This is a genomic window from Campylobacter sp. CCUG 57310, assembly GCF_013201975.1.
Taxonomy (GTDB): domain Bacteria; phylum Campylobacterota; class Campylobacteria; order Campylobacterales; family Campylobacteraceae; genus Campylobacter_A; species Campylobacter_A canis.
The window spans coordinates 224,899-240,532 of record NZ_CP053845.1 but is presented as its reverse complement, the minus strand read 5'-3'; the positions used below and the strand labels follow the sequence as shown (position 1 = coordinate 240,532).

The following is a 15,634-nucleotide window of genomic DNA, read 5'->3' as shown; positions in this document are numbered from 1 at the left end:
CTCGAATTATTTTTTAATATCTATATGTATTTTTCTATTATACATTTTATCCACTCCATGTATTTCTATAGTAGGCAAATTGTTGCTTTTGGCACTAGAATATTTTCTATACAAAATTCTTGTTTTATCATTAAGAACACAAATTTCTATAGGATTGCCTTTAGAGTCTAATACAGTATCCATTTTTCTACTTCTTTGCGTAATTTTATTCCAAAGTTCAATCAGCTCTTCTTTATTATTGACTAATCTTATATTCCACTTGTCTCCCTTCCTTAGCCCATTTAGTATCTCAGCCACCTCTTCCCTACTTAAACTCCTATTTGATTTTATGCCCCTTACATTATCAAATACTTTCTTAATACCTCTTATTGCGGGCATAAACATTGCGCTAGCATCGACTAAGGGTTTATCCTTATCTTCTATATTGTTTATAAAATAGTCTTTAGGGAATTCTATCTGTATATAATCATCACTACCATCCATAGTCTCTATACGTATAACGTTAGAAGGAAGTTCTTCTTCCTCTTCTTTTAAAAAATCCACCCTAATATGAGTTTTTCCATATTTAAGCAAATCATAACTACTTAATAATTTATCTCCAACACGATACAACAGTTTTAATAATGTGTATATAACTATATATGCAATCCAGCATAAAAATGTAAAAAATAATGATGTGACTATACTTTTTATCCAATCAAAATTCCCATCTTCGATATTAATATAATTAATATTTGATGAGGAATATATTGTAAAAAGCCAAAATAAGAAAATATAACAAAACAAACATAAAAATACTTTCATTCTTGTTTTGCCTTTAAATTTAAAAGTCAGATATATTAAATATACAAAAAATCCATATATAATTATAGGCACAATATAAATTAAAATCTCACTCATAGCATTTAAGTAATCCATTAAAATCTTTCGTTGAGGGTATATTTTCTTTTATATATTCCATAATACCACCTGTATTGACTAGTTTAGATTTTTCATTTCTATTCTCATCTGCATAAACAAGATTGGCTATCATCTCCTGATCTGCGGTTTTATGGCTAATATAAGTATATTATTTATAGTTTTTAAAAAGCTTAATAAAATAGTAAATTAAATATGTAATTATAATTGGCAATAAAATACAAAATAAGTAAATAGCCCACATAAATCTCATAAGCTCCAAAACAACAATTTCACCACTGTCTTGATTTAACCAATCTGGATTTTGAGAAATCGACATAAAGTACCCAAAAATAATCCAAAAATGAAGTGTTAAAAATAAAAATATAGCAATAAATATAAAATTGATCAGATTTATTTTATTTTTTAAAAAATATACGAGATAAAAATATAAGCATAAAACTATAATTTCTAAAATAATTATTTTCATTAAAATTTCTTTGTAGATGGAATATTATTGTCAATAAAGTCATTTATATCTTCAATTGTTTCATCATAAATACTTTCAATATGCTTCTTCATAATATTTTTTAATTGCATTCCATACTTTGACACTTTTTCTTTTCCTAAAACATTATATATGCTTCCTATTTTTTCAACGGTAGGCTATTGTAGTCTATCAATAATTCCTTTGACCAACTCATATCCAATTCTTACATTTATACTGGCATTGCTTCTAACATCTTCTCTTGTGTATCCCATATCTTCTATCCACTCCTTCCAGTATTCATAATTAACAGTTGTAAATTCTTTAGTTAGGTTATCTGAGTATATTATTAGTTTGACGGTCTTTTTGAAGGTATTTGAATTTTTATCTAAATTTAAATTTATATTAAATTTGGCAGTATATGAATTTTTTATAGCTTCTTGATCTTTATTGTTGTCTTGAATGTTGTTTTTTACTAAAGAGTATGACTCATATACTCTTTTTTCTTCGGTACTATGAAGATATACCTTATCTATATCACACTCTTTACCTTCTTCATCGGTTATTATTAGGTTTGATAAAGTTAGGTTGAAATTTGATTGCGGGTTATTTATCGCTACCACTTTGCATATTATATTCAAATTTGATATTGCCTTTTTCGTCTATGAGGTCATATTGAACCAGTATTATGTAGATGAGGTCAAAATAATAATATGGAAATATAGTATCTAAATATTCATACTGGCTATATTTTTGCTCAAATTCTTTTGAACGCCTAATATTTTCTTCTTTTTGGGTTTGGCTTACTCCTTCATATTGCAAATTTGCAGTTTTTATAGTATCCTCGAATGCTTCTTTAAATTTCTCATAGTCTTTGGTATAAATTCTTTTAAATAGCTCTTTATCGTTATTATAAACCATTAAGGCTAGTTTGCAAATATATTCTAAATAAAAAGAACTTATGCAATCTATCACTTGAGCTACTTCGTTATCAAATTTATCCATACTGACCAATGAATTGTCGTATTCTTTTTTACTATATATCAAACATCCCTTTTTACTCTCTTTAATTCTTTGTCTCGCTATCTTTAAGGCTTTATCTTTTAAATTAGGATTTTCTTTAATGATTAGTTTATAAAGACTTGAAAAGTAATTGTCTCTAAAAGAATTCCATCTTGATTTACATACAAAGTCTTCTAAAGAGTATTGTTTGAATTTGTATTTGCCTTTATCGTTAAAGCAGTTAAAGCTAGGGGGAACAGTATCTTGTCCTTCATAATTTGTTCCGTAATCAGCCGATTGAGACATCACATAGTCATCATATTGCAAATAGTCTTCTATAAATTTACTAACTGCTCTACTAGGATTTAAAATTTCTCTACCATACAAATTTAAACTTAATAAAATCAATACAACTAACTTAACAAATCTCATCTTTTATCCTTTATTTAAACATTTCAAATATATTAGCCTCTTTTATTCTTTTATAGGCTGATTTTCTATTATCTAGTCCCGTATAAGCGCCATTAACCATATATGTTACCTCTTTTACTATATCCTCGTTATCGCTATCTTTTTTACTTTTATCCGCTATATCATAGCCTTTCTTATCATGCCGAGAGTTTCTAAAAATCAAAACAATGAATTTTGTTAAGATAGTAAAGTATAATCATTAACAAAATAATTTTCAAGGATAATCAAATCCAAACTCACAAATTATCAATATATCGTTTTTAAATACATATTTCTCATAATAAAACGGCATATTATATTTTTTTAAAAAACTATTATTCTTATCGGTAATATACAAAAATATAGTCTCATTGTTGTTTGTCTTAATTTCATCAGGATTACCAAATTTATTTAAAATCTCATTCTTTTTAGCCCCAAGTTTTATGCCACTATTAAGATTAAAATTTTTAATATTTGTATTATTTATTAGGCTCTCTTTGCTTATACTATTAGCATTTGCTAATAGTATTTTTTGAATTTCGCCATTTCCTCCACAACAAAAATCAAGAGTTACAACCTCATTTTTACTCTTATTCATAAAATTGGCTTTTTCGCCATCTGAAAAATACTTAATATCCTTATAGCTATCACTAATTGAATAGCCTATCTCAAATTTAACATTATTATCAATTATGGCAAAAGTATAAGGCCTACTTTGCGCTTCTGAAGAATTTAAAATAATTGCAAATAGCATCATATAAATATATTTCATAGCTTATTCCTTTACGGTAATCTTTTTAGGGGGCTTAGAATTATTTGGATTATCTTTTATATCAATAAACGTAGGGATATTTTTTTGTGATTTTAATATATCTCTCACAACTTCTTCAAATTGCAAAAGTTCATCTTGGCTTCTCGTAATACTTATACAACCTAACATTCCTCTATTATTGCCGTCAGAATGAATTGTTCTATATGTATAAATTTGAGTTATTTATCGCTACCACTTTGCATATTATATTCAAATTTGATATTGCCTTTTTCGTCTATGAGGTCATATTGAACCAGTATTATGTAGATGAGGTCAATAGCTTTAGATGTGTTTCTTCCGTATCTATAATCCTTATACTTATTTAAAAATTCCTCATATCTATCTTTATATTTATTTTCTTTTTCTTCATCATACATTCCCGGATATACCGAATTTAAAAAATCCTCGAATGCTTCTTTAAATTTCTCATAATCTTTGGTATAAATTCTTTTAAATAGCTCTTTATCGTTATTATAAACCATTAAGGCTAGTTTGGCGGTGTAATCTCTGTAATATGATTTTATACACTGAACGCTATCATATATATTAAATACGTCCTTAAATTCATAACTATCGTCGTATTCTTTTTTACTATATATCAAACATCCCTTTTTACTCTCTTTAATTCTTTGTCTTGCTATCTTTAAGGCTTTATCTTTTAAATTAGGATTTTCTTTAATGATTAGTTTATAAAGACTTGAAAAATAATTGTCTCTAAAGGCTATAAAGTTTGATTTGCATATAAAATCTTCTAAAGAGTATTGTTTGAATTTGTATTTGCCTTTATCGTTAAAGCAGTTAAAGCTAGGGGGGATAGGAGCACCATTTCTACCGTAATCAAAGGTTCCATCGGTATACCAATCAAGTTGCCCGAAATCTTCATAAGCTTTTTTAGTTGCAGATCTAGGACTTAAAATTTCCTCACCGTATAAATTTAAACTTAATAAAATCAATACAACTAACTTAACAAATCTCATCTTTTATCCTTTATTTAAACATTTCAAATATATTAGCCTCTTTTATTCTTTTATAGGCTGATTTTCTATTATCTAGTCCCGTATAAGCGCCATTAACCATATATGTTACCTCTTTTACTATATCCTCGTTATCGCTATCTTTTTTACTTTTATCCGCTATATCATAGCCTTTATTTTTATACCAGAACCATAAACCAGAAAGTAAGGCATATCTTCCGTCTTGGGCTATAAGATCGGGGGTTTCTAAAAAGCTGGTATCTTCATCTATCCAACTTTGCTCGTGAGCATAGTCATCAAAGTCTTTATAGTTGCCTCTTCCCGTTAATTGTTTAATACCTCTGCCTCTAAATTTCCACCCGTCTCCCTCTTCAGTGTTGCCTAATCTGCGTTTTTTAATTCTATTCTCGTCTGCATAGACAAGATTGGCTATCATCTCTTGATCTGCAGTTTTATCCTTTCTTGTATTATCCTTGCCGCCTCTTCCGTAAAGATCGGCTTCATCATGATGACTAGAAAAATATAAAAAAGGATTTCCTGTTTTCAATCTCTCCGCATCATAGTTAAGACTTTCGGAAAGACTGTTTAGTCCGCTTCCCGCTTCTCCTACACATTGAGCAAAAAAATGCTCTATCCTATTTCTAGTATCAAGTTTATATTTCTTATACATCTGCATATCGCCTTCAACTCTATTTAACTCTTCCACCATCTGTTTAAGCAAGTTTTCTTTGTCTTTAGATGCATTGTTAAATACGGCTTTTAGCATATCTAGAGTAAAAGGATAGTCTTTGCTAGAATTTACTACCAACATTACCCCTTCCTCATCCTTTAAACCTACTCTTGCCTTAGCTTCGTTAAATGCTTTTATGAATTTGGATTTGCTAAGAGTATCTATTAAGTTTATTCCATAATATGCGGTTATGTTTGATGTTGAAGATAAAGGTGTTGTTTGATTATTTGCATTATCTACATAAATTTGATATTTATTTTGTAAGCTTTGTTTGTTTTTGGTATCTCTTACATGTAAATTTTCTTTTAACTCTTTATCTTTATATATATCTATAGCGTCATTAGCATTTAAATTTGAGTTCATATAATATGTTCCTGTAGGTATAGTAGTATTTATAAAAGAAGGTATAAGACTAAAGTCTCTTTTGTCCTGCAAAGATGCGTGAACAGTATTATTTTCATCAGTGTGTTCAAATTCGTATATCATTAGCTTATTGTTTTCATATTTAAGATATAAAGGAATTTTAAAATCCACCCTAATATGAGTTTTTCCATATTTTGTATCATAACTAGGAGATTTCAAATAAGCAAAAAAGATTATACTATGTCCTTTTTCTTTTAGTTTATCCAAGATAGCTTTTTCTTTTATATCTTTAGCGGGATTAAAGACTATCTCTTTACCTTTCTTATCGTCTATCCGTATAGCTCCTTTTGTATCCTTGGCTTTTAATGCAGTATTATACTTATCTGATTTTATAACTTTATAAGACCAGTTTACTTCTTTATATCCCTCTTCGTCTTTTTCTTTTTTATATTTTGCTTTTAACTTTATATCAGAGTCTACTTTCGCATGGTAGTCTAAGCTAGAGATTATGTTTGTAATATTACCTACTACATTAATTAAAGTTACTTTATTTTTAAATTCATAGCTCTTTTCTTCTTTGTTAGAAAGATTTATAGACACTATAGCAGTTGATTGCATTTTATGGATTTCTTTGGTTGTAAATTCTTTAGTTAGGTTATCTGAGTATATTATTAGTTTGACGGTCTTTTTGAAGGTATTTGAATTTTTATCTAAATTTAAATTTATATTAAATTTGGCAGTATATGAATTTTTTATAGCTTCTTGATCTTTATTGTTGTCTTGAATGTTGTTTTTTACTAAAGAGTATGACTCATATACTCTTTTTTCTTCGGTACTATGAAGATATACCTTATCTATATCACACTCTTTACCTTCTTCATCGGTTATTATTAGGTTTGATAAAGTTAGGTTGAAATTTGATTGCGGGTTAGTGCTTAAGCTACTTATATTTTTATCAAACAGCTTTAGCTTGATATCAAACATGGTTGAAGGTGTGTCAGAAAGTAGGCTGTAGCTATTTTCTCTAGCAAAATTTAAAAGATTAAATTTACGATTTTTAAAGAAATTGAGAACCACCGCATTATCTTTATCAAAGCTATATTTATTATCTAGCGTATTGTATTGATCTTTTTCATCCATATACATATCAAGAACAGAATTCGTTTTAGGATTTATAAAATTTACAATCTCATTATCGCTAGAAGTATTATTTTTATCGGTGCTTTTTTGTTTCTTATAATCAGTTAATATTAGCTCGCAACTATTTTCTTTGCCGTCAGGATTAAAGTCCGAACAATCAAGCTTTGCATTTTGAGCTAAAAGTATAGTAAAATGAGTATTTTTAGGCTGTTCAAGCTTTACGGGTACCGCGGTTGCAAAAGGATATATGATAAGTATATCAGTTTTAGTATCAGGCTTAAATTCTTTATTTTCCTCTCTTTTAGCTAAGGCTTTATTTATCCGTGAAGTATTATAAGTACCGTCACTAATAGAATTTACACAATATATATTTTTAAAATCAAAAGTTTTTGAAGTGTGGCCTTTAAGCATATCATTTATCTTGCCTGCAAAAATTTTAAAGAGTTTATCATACTCTCTATTTTTATATACACTATTTAAAGTTTGCTTGGTTTTCATATATCCGGATATGGTTTTATTGCCAAATTTATCCTCGGTTTCATATTGCTTTATATCTTCTAGATAAGTCTTATCTTTCGTCCGAGGACTTTTTGCTATATTTAGATATGTAAATACATCTATACACTCTTCAAAGGATATATTCTTAACATTAATTTGACTTAATTGATTGTTTATTAGTTTTATATTGGACTCATCATCTTCAAACAATCCAAATTCGTTTGACTCTTTAAATCTGCGTTTGGCTATACCTATTGACTTACTAATTCCCGCATTGCTGTTATATCTTATTTCATACCAGGACCTAAAACGACTCTTATCTTTAAGTGCGCTTTTAAGCCCTGCTCCTATAAGAGAGGAGTTATTGTACGTTAAGCTCATTAATACAATATACTCTTTGCTGCCAACAGAATCTTGCTTGATTTTTGATTTTTGAATACTAATAGAAGAATTTTCCAGATTTTTATTAAGCGTGCCTCTAAAGACTTCTAAAAATTCTATAAAAGCTTCATCTTTTTGCTCTATGCTTGAAAAATTAAACTTATTAAATTTTCTAGCGCTTTGAGGATTTTTGATTTTTTCTAGATAATCTTCTATGTTGCTATTTAAGACTTCATTGGTTTTAGGAGATGTCTTATTAATTACGCTTAAAAGACCTCTTGTTTCTAAATCCGACATATACGGATCATTATATATCGCGCTACAGACTATTTTTAAATTTTTAAAAATTTCTATATTAAACCCATATCCTATAGTAGCTTTACCTACGGTATCATAATATGGATTATCTTCATCACCTTCTGAATCCTTTATGGAATTTCTTAAATCGTTAAAAAAATTTTTGGCGTTTCTTTCATTGAGTGGCATTAAAGTCCTTTAAATTGATTAAAATATGACTTTATAATTTGAGTATCATTTATATCAATAAACCTGCTTTGTATCGGCAATCTACATAAAAGCTTAGGATCACTATAAGAATACTTAAAACCATAAACTCTAAAGAAAAAAGGATCAGATACTATAAGCCCCGGCAAATATTCTTCTTTTTTATTATTGTCTTGATCATATACACCAAATTTATACCTATCTTCCTCCTGATAGCTAGCATAAAGAGTTACTATACTATCTCGTAAAGAGAGTATTTCAAGATCTACAGGAAAATTTTCTTCCGGCAATTTCTGATACACTCCATTTGCAAAATTTCCGTGATTTTTTATAATCTTTTTAATCAACGCTGCATCAAATTCTTTGTAATCAGTATCGACCTCTTTCCCTTTTTGTCCAAATTCTTTTAGTGTTTCTTCGTATTCTACAGGATAAAGTTTGTCAGGTTCGGATTGGTATAAATCAATAAATTTATTCATATAAGACACGCAATAAGGTCTAAAAGTTCCGCTATATAGATTGTAAATATCTTCATTTTTGCCCTCTACATTTATACACATAACAGCTCTATTGAAAGAAGTGTATTCTAAATTTGTATAAATGAAATTATTTTTTATCTTATCTTTTTTATAAGATTCTTCTTTTGCTTTGTTACCGCCTGATAACCTAGCTTTAAGGAACGGATTTTTAAAATCTGCAAATATGCTGTTATAAAATTTTTCATTCTTATCAAAAGAATGATTGTCTTTATTGACGGGCGCAGGAGAATCCATCCAAAGCTTTTGAGTTAAATAATTAAGACATAGATCATTAAGTCTATTTTTATGATTTATTATAATTCCTTCTTTTGGATCGTATCCTGCAAAAAAATTCTTTATTCTATATTCATATTTATTTTTTACACAAAATACTATATCTTTAGCTTTTTCGCATTTATCTCTATTTTTTAGCCAATTAATCTGATCTTTTTTTATAATCTTCAAAAAAGGCTTAATTTTTTCTCTAGAATTTTCATTCATATACGCCAAATCATATTTACCCATCAATATACTAAAGGCGATATTCATATCATTGTCTAATTTTATAAGTTCTTGATTGCCACATATTGTCTTTTCTACTTTTGTCTTTGCCTTACCGCAATCAAAGCCGGGACTACCAAATTCTGCGCTTAAAATATTTAAAAACGAAACTAATAATAAAACTATCTTATGCATTTTATTCCTCAACAAGCAATAATTAAAATTCAACAAACAACAATGAATTTTGTTATTTTACTGTGGCTACATAAATTTATATAACATACAAATTTACAATAAACTCTCAATCATTCAGCCTTTATATGGCCTCCCATTACGGTTAGTCCGCTTGAATCTATCACAACATCGACTCCGCCTGCTTTTATTATCACGCTACTACCATTAATATAAATTTCAGAACTGCCTACTTTATGTATTATTTTATTTCCTGCGTCCATCTCATAGTTTGTCTTTATCTCCGAAAATTTGGACTCTGCCACTTCCGTATGCTGAGAATCGGTGTCTATAGTCAAATTTCCGTTTGACTTTATTTCAGTATAATTATCGGCCTGAAATACCATATGCTCTTTTGTATAATAATTAATTCCTTGAGAAGCATTAAATTCATAACTTCCCTCTATAATATCTCTTTTAGCTTGCTTTACGATATTTGTTTCATCTTGATGAATTATCCTATCTAAATTTCCTCTTATCTCTATAGTTTTATTATTGCCCACATCTTCGGAACTATCTTTGCCTACCCTTATTTTATTATCAACACCTACATTTAAAGTATTGGAAAGACCTACGAGAGTATCTCTTGAAAGACCTACCGTAGTTAAATACTCTGCTCCTACATTAACATTTTTAGCTAAATCTATAGTCTGGATATGGGCTTGCTTTATTCTTTCGGTATATGTCCCTATAACTTTAGAGCTTTTATTGTTTTCGATAGTTTGAGTAAAGTTATGCTGAACAAGTTCATCATAGTCTTTTTCGGCTTTTAGGTAAATTTGCTCTTTATCTTTTATATTTGAAAGCGTTATTTCATTTCTACCGCCCTCATTCACTCCTATAGTTTTTGAACTAATGGTAGTTTGATGATAGTTGGTAGGCAAGCTTGGAAGCGGCGGGTTGTATGAGTTATATAAGCTTCCGCTTACGATAGGCTTATCTATATCATTTTCTAAAAACGATACCACAACCTCGTCTCCTATCCTAGGTATAGCAAAAAAGCCTGAATTATTGCTAGCTATAGGAGTTATAACCCTCAAATACGCACTTCTAGAATAATCGTTTGTATTTTTTAAATTACCGGTTGCTTTGCCGTTTATAAACTCTATATTATCAATACTTTCTTGAGTGGAAAATGCATTTATTCTTACTTTAACACGACCGAATTGATCGGTGTGGATAGTATTTTTTTCATCATCTATATCGCTACTTCCTATAACAACTCCAAACGTAGCCTCAGGCGCACGAGGCTTTGACTTAAAAGACGGAGCAAAAACTATATTTTTAGGCAGCATCACTATTTGATTACTATAAGTTGTTGAAAATGTTTTGCCTTTAATCGGAGTTATATCGTTTGAGTCAAGCCTATTTTCTAAATTTGTCTCATCTACAAAAATTTGAGTCAGAGATATTATTTTAAAATTAAAATTTGAATTATCGTTTTTTAAATCGGACTCATCTACATTTAAAGATATATTTTCATTTAATTTTAAACCAAAAACATTTGAATTTGCCTCATATCTATTAAGATCAAGTATGGATCTAATCTTTTTTAATCCTGTAGGTATATGCAAAGATTCATGCTGAGTAAAAGAGTATTGGCTTAAATGAGCATGCGTATTATATGATCTAGCCTCATCAAAGATAGATTGAGAATTTAATAAATTTAAAGACACGGGATATGTCGAACTTTGCAAAGAGTACGAAAAGCTATTTGAGTTGAGAATCTCTGTTTTATTTACCGAATTTATGCATTCTTGGCTTAATATGTTATTTACATTAGGATTGAAAATGATATTTTTTCCGCTATTGCCGGAATCATTTGTTGTGATATCATATCTTTCATCATCCAAAGAATGGGGAACATCATAAAAGTATATTTTGCTTTCGTCTTCATAAAAATATATACCATTGTTAAAACAAATTCTCTTCAAAAATTCAAGATCGCTTTCATTGTATTGTGCAATATATTCTTTGGTTTCATATAAATTTTTTATATTAGAAAAATCTATCTCTTTCATCAAAGAGGATTGATAAAATTTGAAAATTTCTTTTACAACCTCTACTACGTTCTTATCGGTAAAGATCCTATTTGCACTATTTATAGAAAGTCTCACCAAAGGAGAAGATAAAACAAATTTAAAAAAATACTTTTGTTTTATAGAATTTTTATCCAGTTTAATGCTATTACTTAACTTTGAACTCTCTTCTTTAAAATTAGAATTTGATGTTCCTATGAAATTTACTTGAGATATTATTCCTTTGTATATGCTTTCATTAGAATTATTATTCTCTTGAAAATTTACGGAACTTGAACGAGAATTATCACTTTGGAAAGTAATTTTTTTAAGAGTTAAGGTTGCAAATTGATCTAAAAAATTATAGCCGGAAGCAGAATTTTTATTGCTAAAATTATTCAAGCTATGCAAAAGTGGGTTTTCGAAGCTTTCACAATACCCTTCGCATTCCGCTATAAAAATTTCCTCTAAATTTTCTTTTACCACAGCTTTAGTTATCGTAAAGTCTGAACCGCTTATGTTTAAATTTATATATGAAGTAGATTTGATTGATTGCACGTGATTTGTTTCCTTTTTGTTTGTTGTGTTTTGTTTAGTTCCGTATAAAAGGCTTGATATATCTCCGCTTCTAATCTGATTTGCAAGCCCCATTCTTTCTTGTGAAGTTAAAGGTGTTACCGGTCTTGGTTTTATAGTCTCATAAGTATCATATGCTACATCTTGAGTAGCTTCAGCGATGTAATTCCCAACTTGATTACCTACGACTGCACCACCTGCAGCAATATATGGCCCTCTAAAACCACCTGCTACTGCCCCCAAGAAAGATAACCCGTTGCCAAAAATACTGCTATATACCGATTTAAATTTCTCTTTTTCAGTATTTGCTATTGTGTAGCTATTTATATCGGTCATGGCTCCTACTGGCTTAAATGCTTTACTTAAGACGCCTTTAGAAATTTTACCCATATCATCGCTTTGATCGCTTATAAATTTACTCCAAGCTGCGTCGGTTCCTGCACCTACATTGCTTATGGTACTTGTTACTATAGTATTGTTTTTTGTTTTGTTATTGTCGTTACTCATTTTTTGATATTCCATTAGAAAGCATATCAAAAGCAAAAATTATTGCGGCAGCCAAACTAGAAAAACTTATCATTGCATAAATGTCAACATAAAACAAAAGTCCATAAATGTCATCTATAGTAGCAATTTTTATAGACTGATGCCTGAAGCTTGCTCCAATCAAATTTCCTTGTATAAACATATAAAAAAACCAAAAAAAACTAGCAATTAGAATGAATGATGAAAATAGCCAAATTTTTGGTCTCTTTTTAGAGATATGATTTTTTGCTATATACACATCAAATAAAGCATTATGATGTATAGAATAAACAAAAAAGTTATACATAAAAAACATAGCAAATACTATCCCTACTATAAACATGTAAGCTGTATAAAATTTAGCTATCTGAGGTATGGCACTTCTATGTTCTATCTGTTCTATAGCGGGGATAAATTCCATAAAATTTGTAAAATGTTTAGCTAAAGAGTATCTGTCTAAAATATCATTAGGGATTAAAAATACGGTAAGTGAGATAAGAATGTATATAAATATATAAAGATATTGTTTATAATTTGAAGATTTTTTCTGACCCTTAAATTTATATCTTAAATATGCTCTAAAACGGTTGAAATTTGTTTTTTGCATTACACTCTTTATCCATTTAGTTAAATTTGTTTATTATACTAAAAAATAATTTAGTGCAAATTTAATATAAAAATTATTTTAATGATTCTTATACACATCTTAAATTGTTCTTGATGTTTTTCTTGTAAATTTAAATTTCTCTTTTTCAGTATTTGCTATTGTGTAGCTATTTATATCAGTTATAGTCCCTATAGGCTTAAATGCTTTACTCAATACGCCTTTAAAAATTTTACCCATATCATCGCTTTGATCGCTTATAAATTTACTCCAAGCTGCGTCGGTTCCTGCACCTACATTGCTTATGGTACTTGTTACTATAGTATTGTTTTTTGTTTTGTTATTGTCGTTACTCATTTTTTAATTCTTGTTAAAAATAGTATATCTATTATTATAACAATAGCAACAACTACAATGGCAATACATCCAAATGTCATTAAATAATAAGAATCTACATAAAACAAAAGTCCATAAATGTCGTCTATAGTAGTAGATTTTATAGCTTGTTTAGGTCTTATTCCTATTAGATTTCCTTGTATAATCATGTAAAAAAACCAAAAAATTCCTACTGCAAAAGCAATAAACATAAATAGAGATGTTTTTGGCTTTATTCTAGGTATATAACGCTCTTTTTTATAGATATCAAATAATCTGCAATGATGTATAGAATAAACAAAAAAGTTATACATAAAAAACATAGCAAATACTATCCCTACTATAAACATGTAAGCTGTATAAAATTTAGCTATCTGAGGTATGGCACTTCTATGTTCTATCTGTTCTATAGCGGGGATAAATTCCATAAAATTTGTAAAATGTTTAGCTAAAGAGTATCTGTCTAAAATATCATTAGGGATTAAAAATACGGTAAGTGAGATAAGAATGTATATAAATATATAAAGATATTGTTTATAATTTGAAGATTTTTTCTGACCCTTAAATTTATATCTTAAATATGCTCTAAAACGGTTGAAATTTGTTTTTTGCATTACCTGTTTTCAAGTAATCTTTGCATGGAAATAATCCATGCAAATTAAAACTTTAGCTATTTCTTGTGCCTTCTCTCCAGTCATCGCTTCCGCTAGTTCCTGCAGCAACATGCTCCCAAACTATTTTTCTATAGTTCATAGAAACTTGGAAAAGTTCTGTTTTATCGCTATTATTTTTCTCTTGTGCATTTGGCATAACCAAAGTAATGTCTGTTATAATGGCGTCTTCTAATTTAGTTGTAAAATAATGTTCCGCTCCACCGCTTGTAGATGTTCTAAACCAATGAATTTCAACATTGCTAAGTCTCTCTCCGTTTGTTAATGCATTATAAAGTAAAGGAACAGCTTTGTTTAACGACGAAGTAAAGACAAAAGGCTTGTGAACTCTTTGCCCTGAAGGTTGTCCGCTCTGAGGATCGGTTGGAACATTTACGATATGAGACACTTCTTGTGCCATTATCTCATCTTCATGTCCTGCTTGGTAGCGATTGCCGATACTTGCTTCTGTAGATGCGCCACTGGAAATAAGTCCTTGTGAAACGCCTTCTATCCTTATATACGCTGGTTGTGCCATAATAGCTCCTTTTTAAATTAAAAATATTTGATAATTGTATCCAATACAACTTTTTATTTTCTTTAACTTTCAAAAAATCTTATAAAGTAGAATTTGAGTCTTTCATAAAACTATCTATTTTATTATTAATGCTTACATTAGTTTTTAAATTCTGCTTATCAAGAGAATATAAAGAATAAACAAAAGAAGCAATTATTATTAAAAGTCCGATTGCAGTAGCAATTATTTTAGAATTTTTAAAATCAAATCGACTCAATGCACTATCTTTACTTGAAGAGGTGTATGCTTTTTGAAACATTATCTCTTCATCGCTTTTAATTAATGGGGTAATAGCCGCGGCTATACTCTCACAAAGATAACTTATTTTTTCATTACAATCATCCTGCAAATCATATTTGCCTCTATAGCCAAGAATTAAACATACATAAACGACTTCTAAAAAATCCTTATTTTTAGTAGGGTTTTCAAACCACTTATCCATTATTCCAAAAAATTTATTTCCGCCTAAATTTTCGTTAAAAAGTCTAATGGTAAGTGTATTGTTAGCCCAAAAACTATTCATAAAAATTTCATTTTTCATTAAACTTTCATCTATAAATACACAAAGACAATATCTAAGGCGAGTTATATCATCTTCATCGTAAATTTTTAAACTGGCAAGCCTTGAGCTTATACTCAATATATCATTTGTCAATCTTTCTTTTAAATTTACCATCTCCGATTGAGACATATTTTGAATTTTAGACATCCTATTTGCAAGAAGCAAAAGAGGCAAAATACTATCTAGTGCTTGATTTATACCCAATCCCTGCAGTCTGCTTTCAAACAATATAGAGGTTTGATTATCTTGATTTTGCATAT

The 15,634-nt window shown here is 29.0% G+C and carries 14 protein-coding genes; all 14 read right to left on the bottom strand.

Translation table 11 applies throughout. The annotated features are described in order from the left end of the window. Window positions 1-6: 6 nt before the first annotated feature. The gene (locus tag CORI_RS01215; RefSeq protein WP_173030479.1) at window positions 7-804 is read right to left on the bottom strand and encodes a hypothetical protein; all 798 of its coding nucleotides are present in this window, start codon (window positions 802-804) and stop codon (window positions 7-9) included. A 759-nt stretch (window positions 805-1,563) separates the two neighbouring features. Further along, window positions 1,564-2,025: a hypothetical protein gene (locus CORI_RS01210; protein WP_173030478.1), complete on the bottom strand. Its 462-nt coding sequence runs from the start codon at window positions 2,023-2,025 to the stop codon at window positions 1,564-1,566. Next, the gene (locus CORI_RS01205) at window positions 1,991-2,818 is read right to left on the bottom strand and encodes a hypothetical protein (protein WP_173030477.1); all 828 of its coding nucleotides are present in this window, start codon (window positions 2,816-2,818) and stop codon (window positions 1,991-1,993) included. The genes CORI_RS01210 and CORI_RS01205 overlap by 35 nt, the downstream gene beginning before the upstream one ends. Before the next feature lie 10 nt (window positions 2,819-2,828). Next, window positions 2,829-3,020 (bottom strand): hypothetical protein, encoded by a 192-nt coding sequence (locus tag CORI_RS01200; RefSeq protein ID WP_173030476.1) that lies wholly within the window; start codon window positions 3,018-3,020, stop codon window positions 2,829-2,831. Between the two features lie 51 nt (window positions 3,021-3,071). Further along, the gene (locus CORI_RS01195) at window positions 3,072-3,608 is read right to left on the bottom strand and encodes a hypothetical protein (protein WP_173030475.1); all 537 of its coding nucleotides are present in this window, start codon (window positions 3,606-3,608) and stop codon (window positions 3,072-3,074) included. A gap of 218 nt (window positions 3,609-3,826) precedes the next feature. Continuing rightward, window positions 3,827-4,624 (bottom strand): hypothetical protein, encoded by a 798-nt coding sequence (locus CORI_RS01190; RefSeq protein WP_173030474.1) that lies wholly within the window; start codon window positions 4,622-4,624, stop codon window positions 3,827-3,829. Window positions 4,625-4,634: 10 nt separating this feature from the next. After that, entirely contained in the window at window positions 4,635-8,219 is a 3,585-nt protein-coding gene (locus CORI_RS01185; protein WP_173030473.1) for a hypothetical protein, read from the bottom strand. Then, the gene (locus tag CORI_RS01180; protein WP_173030472.1) at window positions 8,219-9,451 is read right to left on the bottom strand and encodes a lysozyme inhibitor LprI family protein; all 1,233 of its coding nucleotides are present in this window, start codon (window positions 9,449-9,451) and stop codon (window positions 8,219-8,221) included. The genes CORI_RS01185 and CORI_RS01180 overlap by 1 nt, the downstream gene beginning before the upstream one ends. 110 nt (window positions 9,452-9,561) lie before the next feature. After that, entirely contained in the window at window positions 9,562-12,603 is a 3,042-nt protein-coding gene (gene vgrG / locus CORI_RS01175) for a type VI secretion system tip protein VgrG (RefSeq protein ID WP_173030471.1), read from the bottom strand. Continuing rightward, window positions 12,581-13,213, bottom strand: coding sequence for a hypothetical protein (locus CORI_RS01170; protein WP_173030470.1), 633 nt, complete (start codon window positions 13,211-13,213; stop codon window positions 12,581-12,583). Before CORI_RS01170 ends, vgrG begins: the two co-directional genes overlap by 23 nt. 99 nt (window positions 13,214-13,312) lie before the next feature. After that, complete coding sequence (locus tag CORI_RS01165) at window positions 13,313-13,567, bottom strand: hypothetical protein (RefSeq protein WP_173030469.1); 255 nt, start codon at window positions 13,565-13,567, stop codon at window positions 13,313-13,315. Then, window positions 13,564-14,199, bottom strand: coding sequence for a hypothetical protein (locus CORI_RS01160; protein WP_173030468.1), 636 nt, complete (start codon window positions 14,197-14,199; stop codon window positions 13,564-13,566). Before CORI_RS01160 ends, CORI_RS01165 begins: the two co-directional genes overlap by 4 nt. A gap of 52 nt (window positions 14,200-14,251) precedes the next feature. Beyond that, window positions 14,252-14,773, bottom strand: a complete 522-nt coding sequence (locus CORI_RS01155) for an Hcp family type VI secretion system effector (RefSeq protein WP_173030467.1) — start codon at window positions 14,771-14,773, stop codon at window positions 14,252-14,254. Window positions 14,774-14,852: 79 nt separating this feature from the next. Continuing rightward, window positions 14,853-15,632 (bottom strand): type IVB secretion system protein IcmH/DotU, encoded by a 780-nt coding sequence (icmH, locus tag CORI_RS01150; protein WP_173030466.1) that lies wholly within the window; start codon window positions 15,630-15,632, stop codon window positions 14,853-14,855. Window positions 15,633-15,634: the final 2 nt, after the last annotated feature.

Coding starts and splice junctions, on each gene's coding strand:
- CORI_RS01215 (WP_173030479.1), bottom strand. CDS start 804: ATGAAAGTATTTTTATGTTTGTTTTGTTATATTTTCTTATTTTGGCTT.
- CORI_RS01155 (WP_173030467.1), bottom strand. CDS start 14,773: ATGGCACAACCAGCGTATATAAGGATAGAAGGCGTTTCACAAGGACTT.
- CORI_RS01190 (WP_173030474.1), bottom strand. CDS start 4,624: ATGAGATTTGTTAAGTTAGTTGTATTGATTTTATTAAGTTTAAATTTA.
- CORI_RS01205 (WP_173030477.1), bottom strand. CDS start 2,818: ATGAGATTTGTTAAGTTAGTTGTATTGATTTTATTAAGTTTAAATTTG.
- vgrG (WP_173030471.1), bottom strand. CDS start 12,603: ATGGAATATCAAAAAATGAGTAACGACAATAACAAAACAAAAAACAAT.
- CORI_RS01185 (WP_173030473.1), bottom strand. CDS start 8,219: ATGCCACTCAATGAAAGAAACGCCAAAAATTTTTTTAACGATTTAAGA.
- CORI_RS01195 (WP_173030475.1), bottom strand. CDS start 3,608: ATGAAATATATTTATATGATGCTATTTGCAATTATTTTAAATTCTTCA.
- CORI_RS01170 (WP_173030470.1), bottom strand. CDS start 13,213: ATGCAAAAAACAAATTTCAACCGTTTTAGAGCATATTTAAGATATAAA.
- icmH (WP_173030466.1), bottom strand. CDS start 15,632: ATGCAAAATCAAGATAATCAAACCTCTATATTGTTTGAAAGCAGACTG.
- CORI_RS01160 (WP_173030468.1), bottom strand. CDS start 14,199: ATGCAAAAAACAAATTTCAACCGTTTTAGAGCATATTTAAGATATAAA.
- CORI_RS01165 (WP_173030469.1), bottom strand. CDS start 13,567: ATGAGTAACGACAATAACAAAACAAAAAACAATACTATAGTAACAAGT.
- CORI_RS01180 (WP_173030472.1), bottom strand. CDS start 9,451: ATGCATAAGATAGTTTTATTATTAGTTTCGTTTTTAAATATTTTAAGC.